The organism is Streptomyces sp. NRRL F-5755 (assembly GCF_001279365.1).
GTDB lineage: Bacteria > Actinomycetota > Actinomycetes > Streptomycetales > Streptomycetaceae > Streptomyces > Streptomyces rimosus.
The window spans coordinates 20,927-27,129 of sequence record NZ_LGCW01000028.1 but is presented as its reverse complement, the minus strand read 5'-3'; the positions used below and the strand labels follow the sequence as shown (position 1 = coordinate 27,129).

The 6,203-nt window shown below is 70.1% G+C and carries 4 protein-coding genes; 3 read left to right on the top strand and 1 reads right to left on the bottom strand.

Annotated elements, in window-relative coordinates; all coding sequences use genetic code 11:
• Positions 1 to 28: 28 nt before the first annotated feature.
• Positions 29 to 2,152: a primosomal protein N' gene (locus ADK86_RS05505; RefSeq protein ID WP_053695564.1), complete on the bottom strand. Its 2,124-nt coding sequence runs from the start codon at positions 2,150 to 2,152 to the stop codon at positions 29 to 31.
• Positions 2,153 to 2,442: 290 nt separating this feature from the next.
• On the opposite strand from ADK86_RS05505, the gene ADK86_RS05500 reads away from it, so the two are divergent.
• The 3 genes from ADK86_RS05500 to ADK86_RS05490 all read left to right on the top strand — a co-directional run bounded on the left by ADK86_RS05500 (position 2,443) and on the right by ADK86_RS05490 (position 6,190).
• A complete protein-coding gene (locus ADK86_RS05500) occupies positions 2,443 to 3,120 on the top strand; it encodes a Crp/Fnr family transcriptional regulator (RefSeq protein ID WP_053695563.1) in 678 nt (225 codons plus the stop codon).
• Positions 3,121 to 3,210: 90 nt separating this feature from the next.
• Complete coding sequence (locus ADK86_RS05495) at positions 3,211 to 4,032, top strand: hypothetical protein (RefSeq protein WP_053695562.1); 822 nt, start codon at positions 3,211 to 3,213, stop codon at positions 4,030 to 4,032.
• Positions 4,025 to 6,190, top strand: a complete 2,166-nt coding sequence (locus tag ADK86_RS05490) for a hypothetical protein (RefSeq protein WP_053695561.1) — start codon at positions 4,025 to 4,027, stop codon at positions 6,188 to 6,190. Before ADK86_RS05495 ends, ADK86_RS05490 begins: the two co-directional genes overlap by 8 nt.
• Positions 6,191 to 6,203: the final 13 nt, after the last annotated feature.

The following is a 6,203-nucleotide window of genomic DNA, read 5'->3' as shown; positions in this document are numbered from 1 at the left end:
CCCCCAAACCCCCTTACCCCCTGAGCCCTCACCCAAGATCCGGCGGATCCACCCGCACCCAAACCGCCTCCCCCTCCCGCTTGACCAGCCGCGCAGCCTGCGCCGTCTTGAGGGCCGCCGCCAGTGCGGCGCCCTGGCCGGGGCGTACCCGTACCAGCGCCCGGTCCCATTCCTCCCCGGGCGGCGGGTCCCCCGGCCGGCGCGGGCGTCCCGCGTCGGGCGCCGGTACGGGTACGGGCCCCAGCACCTCGGCGCCCTCCGGGAGCGCGGCCGCGGCCAGCATCTCGGCCACGTCCTCGGGGCGGCCCGTCACCGACGCCATCCGGGACACCGGCGGAAAGCCCAGCTCGGCGCGTTCCGCCAGCTCGCGCACCGCGTGCCCGGCCGGGTCCCACCGCACCAGCGCCTGTACGGGGCGCAGCGTCGCCTCCGCGATGACCGCGACCGTGCCGCCCTCGGCGTGGCCCCGTACCAGCGCCGCGGCCTGGAGCCAGCGCCGCAGCGCCTCCTCCCCGGCCCGCAGGTCGGGGCGGCTGAGCAGGGCCCAGCCGTCCAGCAGCAGCGCGGCGGCGTACCCGCCCTCGGCGACCGGCTCCGCGCCCGGCGTACTCACCACCAGGGACGGCGTTCCGGGCACCGTGTCCAGCACATGGTCACGCCCCGACGTCCGCACCGGCACGGCCGGGAACGCCCGCCCCAGTTCCTCCGCCGTCCGCCGCGCGCCCACGATCCGGGCCCGCAGCCGCGTGCCCCCGCACTCCCCGCAGCGCCAGTCGCCCTCCTCGCGCCCGCACCAGCCGCACCGCAGCTCACCCGCGTCGCGCGCCTCCAGCGGCCCCGCGCACGCCCGGCACCGCGCCGGCTCCCGGCAACGCTCACACGCCAGGCGCGGTACGTAGCCCCGCCGCGGCACCTGCACCAGTACCGGCCCGTGCTTGAGCCCCTCGCGCACCACCTGCCACGCCAGCGTCGGCAGCCGCGCTGCCCGCGCCGCCGCGTCCCGGGCCTCGTCGGCGTCACCGACCGTACGGACCAGCGGCGCCGCGGCGCGCACCTGCTCACGGTCGGCCGTCAGCGGACGCGCCCAGCCCGTCTCCACCAGCTGCGCCGCCTCGACCGTGCAGCTCAGCCCGCCCAGCAGGAACCCGGCCCGCTCGGTCACCGCCCGCTGCAGCAGCACTTCACGCGCATGGGGCTGCGGCGCGCGCGGATCGCTGTGGCTGCCGTCCCCGTCGTCCCAGATGACCGCCAGCCCCAGATCCCGCACCGGCGCGAACATCGCCGCCCGCGTCCCGATCACCGCCCGCACCGCGCCGCGGCTGACCGCCAGCCACCGCCGGTACCGCTCCTCGGGCCCGGCGTCCGCACTCAGCACCACATGCCTCCCGGCCCCGACCAGCTCCCCCAGCGCCGCGTCCACCCGCGCGGCGGCCCGCCCGTCCGGCAGGACGGCCAGCGCCCCGCGGCCGGACGCCATCGCAGCAGCCATCGCCCGCGCCAGCTCCTGCGGCCACTGCGGCCCCGGCAACGCCGTCCACACGGCCCGCGGCGACTCCCCCCGCCCCAACGCCTCCAGGAAGCCGGGACCCGCCGCGTACCTCCCCCAACTCCCCGCCTCGGGCATCGCGTTCGGCGGCAACGGCGCCCCGGAATCCTTGCCCTCGACCTTCGCCCGCCGCGGCGGCACCGCCAGCTGCACCACATCCGCGAGCGTGCCCGCATACCGGTCGGCAACGGCCCGGCACAGCCCCAGCAGCTCCGGCGTCAGCACCCGCTCGGGCGACAGCACCTGCGCGATCGGCGCGAGCACCCCACGGAACTCGCTCTCCGCCACCCGCTCCACCACGAACCCGTTGACCAGCTTCCCCCCTTCCCGCCGGCCCCCCTTCTCCCCGGCCCCGAACCGCACCCGCACCCGCACCCCCGGCTGCGCCTCCGCGTCCATGGCCGCCGGCACCGCGTAGTCGAAATACCGGTCCAGATGCACCAGCCCCTTGTCCACCAGCACCCGCGCCACCGGCAACTCCTCCGCCAACTCGGCCCCCCGCCAAGTCCGCGGCCGCGCCCGCTCCCCCTTCCGCCCCCGCACCACCTCCCGAATCAACGCAAGCTGCTCCGCGCCCGCGCCCTGCTCCTCGTCTTCCCTGCTCACAGCACCAGTCTTAGCAGACGGCACTGACAGAGCGATCCGGCCGAACCCTCACGACCGGTTCCTTCCTCGCTACGGCCCCTCCACGGACCAGGACCGCTGGCGGCAAGCCCGCCACTCCGCTCGCCTGGACCAGTTCGGTCCTGCCTGACTGTCCACCGCGCCGCGTTCATCCTTCCGCTGTGCCACGGCACCATGTACCCGTGCATCCGGGGAACTCAGCGCAACGACGCAAGGACACGCCACCGTGGGACGGAAGCGGCGTTCCAGTAAGGGGCTGGCCGGAAGCGACATTGCTCGGCCGACTGCCGGAACGCTGCCGAGAAGACCTCCTGCACCTGGGCACCGTCGTGCACTATCCGGCCCACCGCACTCTTCTGCGGCAAGGCGACGGCGGCAGACACGTACTGTTGCTCACCCAGGGCGTGGTCAAGGTGGAATCCCACTCGGAAGACGGCTACGCGATGCTGCTGGCCGTCCGTGTCGCCGGGGACCTGGTGGGAGAGATGGCCGCCTTCGAGGGCCGGCCCCGTTCCGGTTCGGTGATCGCCTGTGGCGACGTATCAGCCCGTGTCATCCAGATGGAAGCCCTGACCGGGTACCTGACGCAACACCCCGACGCGATGGTGGCCGTCCTCGGGATGCTCAGCGCCCGCCTGCGCTGGGCGAACAGACGCCGACTGGACTTCCGGGCCTACCACGCCTCGGTCCGGCTGGCCCGGGTTCTCGTGGAGACGGCCCAGACGTACGGGCACGCACCGCAGGCGGCCCCTCAGCGCTGGCTCCTCGGTGTGACGCTCACCCAGGCGGAGCTCGCCTCACTCGCCGCCCTCGGGCTGGCCACCACCGAGAAAGCACTCGCTGACCTCGCCAGAAGGGGCTTGGTGGAACGCGGGTACCGCGAAATCACCATCAGTGACATCCCACGACTGCGCGCATTCGCCAAAATGAGCAGCGAAAACCCCTACTGATACGGAATCGCCCGCCCATCGCCCTCCTAATCTCGCCGTCAGCGCCTCGCCGAAGCGTCGCGCTACACCGAGGAAGAGGGGAACCGTCACGTGTCCGTACGGACCGGCTACCACCACAGCACTTGTCTCGCCTTGGACGTGCAGGCGTACGGGGGCAACAACGACCGCCGGCAATCGGAGATTCAGCACGAACTGCCGCGGCTGCTCGAACAGGCGGCTCACAGCGCCGGGCTGGACCGCTCCTACTGGCACTTTCAAGCCAAGGGCGATGAGCAGTTGGCCGTCCTCCCCATGGACGGCAGCGAGCCACGCGTGATCGACGACTACATGCGGCACATCGCCTCCGGGCTCCGCCAGTACAACCGACTCCGAGTCGAAGAAGCGTGGCTACGACTGCGTGCCTCCGTCCATCACGGTCTGGTGGAGATCGCGGACAACGGCTTCGCCGGCCGGGCCGTGGTCACCACGTCCCGGTTGCTGGCGTCCGCCGCCTTGCACCGCGCGTTGCAAGCCGCAGACAAAGCCGACCTCGTGCTGGCACTGTCCGACGACGTGTACGACGCCACAGTGATCGGCGGCCACACCACACTTTCCCCCGATGCCTTCCGGCCCGTGACGATCCGCGAAAAGGAACTTCACACAGTGGCTTGGCTGTGGGCACCCGGGGACGACGTGCACCGTTTGGACCTCGGCGAGTACGACGGGTCACTCCCGGAACGAGAAGTGCCGGATTCCCGAGATCCACGGCAGCGAGAAGGGGATCGGCAGACAGGCCCGGCCGAGCCTGTCGACACCGGGGCGAGCCGGCGGGTGCCGCCTCCCGTCCGCGGACATCAGGTCAGTCAGAGCAACTATCACGGCACGGTGAACGCCCCGGGCAGCGTCTTCGGCATCAGCAACTCCCATGGCTGAGTTCGGAGACCGCCCTCCCTTCGCCGCGGAAACGAACGGACCAGGCGCGACCGCAGGCGAGCGGCCGACTGACGACCGCCCCGCACATGACGATCACGGTGCCGAGCCGGTCAGCAACTTCGACGGGCGGGAGCACTTCCAGCGCGTCGGCCACGAGCAGGAGCAGGAGCAGGACGAACAAGGCTATCGGGAACTCGATCAGGTTCTGGGCCAACGCGTCATCAACTGCTTCTACGGTCAGGTCAACGCCACCGACGCGACCTTCGGCTTCGGCTCCCCTTCCTCACCCGGACATGCCCCGGGCCTGGTGGAGCCGGACGAGATCGACCTGTTGTTGCGCGACTTCCTGCATCCGGACGGGTACGACGTCGCTGCCGGGAAACTGCAGTCGAAGAACCTTCTGGTCCTGGTGGGCGAAGAGGGATGCGGGCGGCGTGCGGCAGCTTTCTCGCTACTGCGCGACCTATTGGGCGAGGATATCGCTCTCCGCAGTCTGTCTCCCGCCAATTCACTGGCACAGCTGGCTTCGCCGGGCAGCCTGAAACCCCGTTCCGGGTACGTCATACTCGACTACCTCGGGGAGACCGGTACGACTGCCGTGCAGGATTTCGAGATCCGGCGATTGCGGACGGAGCTGCGACGCCATCAGTCCTTCCTGGTGATCACTTCCTCTTCGACCGCGCAGCAGCGTCTGGCGCTCCGAGAATTCTCCGTTCCCTGGCATCCGCCAGAACCGCTCGATCTGTTCGATCACTGTGCCAGGAACCATCTCCCGCCGAACACGCCGGAAGCCGTGACGGCGGAACTGCGGGCACGCGTCAGCGAACTCCGCAGACCTGCCGATGTGGTTAAGGTGGCACACGATCTCGGCGGAGGCGTGGACGCTGCGCTCGAAGCCCTGTGTGACAGCACGAGAGAGTGCGTGCGGAAGTGGTTCGACAACAAGCCCGGCGTCGGGGACCTGCTGCCGGTCGCAGCTCTCGCCTTCGCGAACGGACTCCCTGAGCGGACCTTCGAAGAGCTTGTGGTCTCTCTGGACCATTGCGTACGGAACATGGGCAAGTCGACCGGTGATCTGCCGGCGGAGGACGAACGGCCACCACAACCGGCGGTATCGATCGACCAGGCACGTGTCCACTGGAAACAACGTGCCGTAGGCATCGCCGAAGCGGTACAGCGGGCCGATGACATCGAGGACCGCTGTCGCAGCGAGCGGCGCGTCGTGTTCACGTCTCCGCGCGTCCGCGATCTCGTGATCAGTGACCTGCACGAGCGGTACGGATACGAACTCTGGTATCCGCTGCGTCAGTGGCTGGATCAGCTCAGCGTCGAGGGGAGTCTGGCCGTCCGGGAAGAGGTGGCGCGCGGCGTCGCCCTCCTGGCCCGGTACGCGCTCGCCGAGGTGGAGGAGAAACTGCTGGAGGTGTGGGCCGGCGGCATCAGCAGTCAGCGCGTCACCGCGGCTTTCGTCCTGCAGTTCATGTGCGCTGACGAAGAGCTCGCGCCGCAAGCCCTGAACCTGGCACTGGGCTGGACGGAGGGCCGCGGGCAGGAACGTGCCATCACTGCCACCATGGCGTTCGCCGGTGAGCTCGGTTCGGTGTACCGCTTCGATTCCCTGCATTGGCTCTGGGTACTCGCTTCGCGCGGTGAACGGATCGCGAGTGCAGCGCGACGGGCGCTGGTGCTGCTCCTGGCCACCGCCGAGCACGAACCGGAACGGGCACGTCTCGTCCTGCGGTATCTCCGCACACGGGCGCGGCGCACGCCGGGCGGTAAAGACCGGGAAATCACGCTGGGCATCATTGTTCAGGTTCTTGGTGCCAGGCGACTGAACTCCGAAGAGCCGCTTGCCGCATTTCTGCTGCGCAAGGATCCCAGCCTCTCGGGGCAGTTCGGTGCACTGTGGCTGACAGTGTTGCACAGCCCCCATCGAGCGAGCGCCATCGCCGAATTGTGCCGGACATTGGTCGCCTTGCGCGAAGACGAGTCGGCGTCCTCTTTGGTCCGTCTGCTCGGCGAGGCCATGCAGGACGGTATGAACAACCAGCAGCGGGCGGCCCTGCGCAACGACCTTCCGGCGGCACTGCACCATCCCCGATATTCCTTGCCCGGGATTCAGCAACTGGCCCGCCTGTTGCTCGATTCCAGCTCATAAACGTCATGAACCT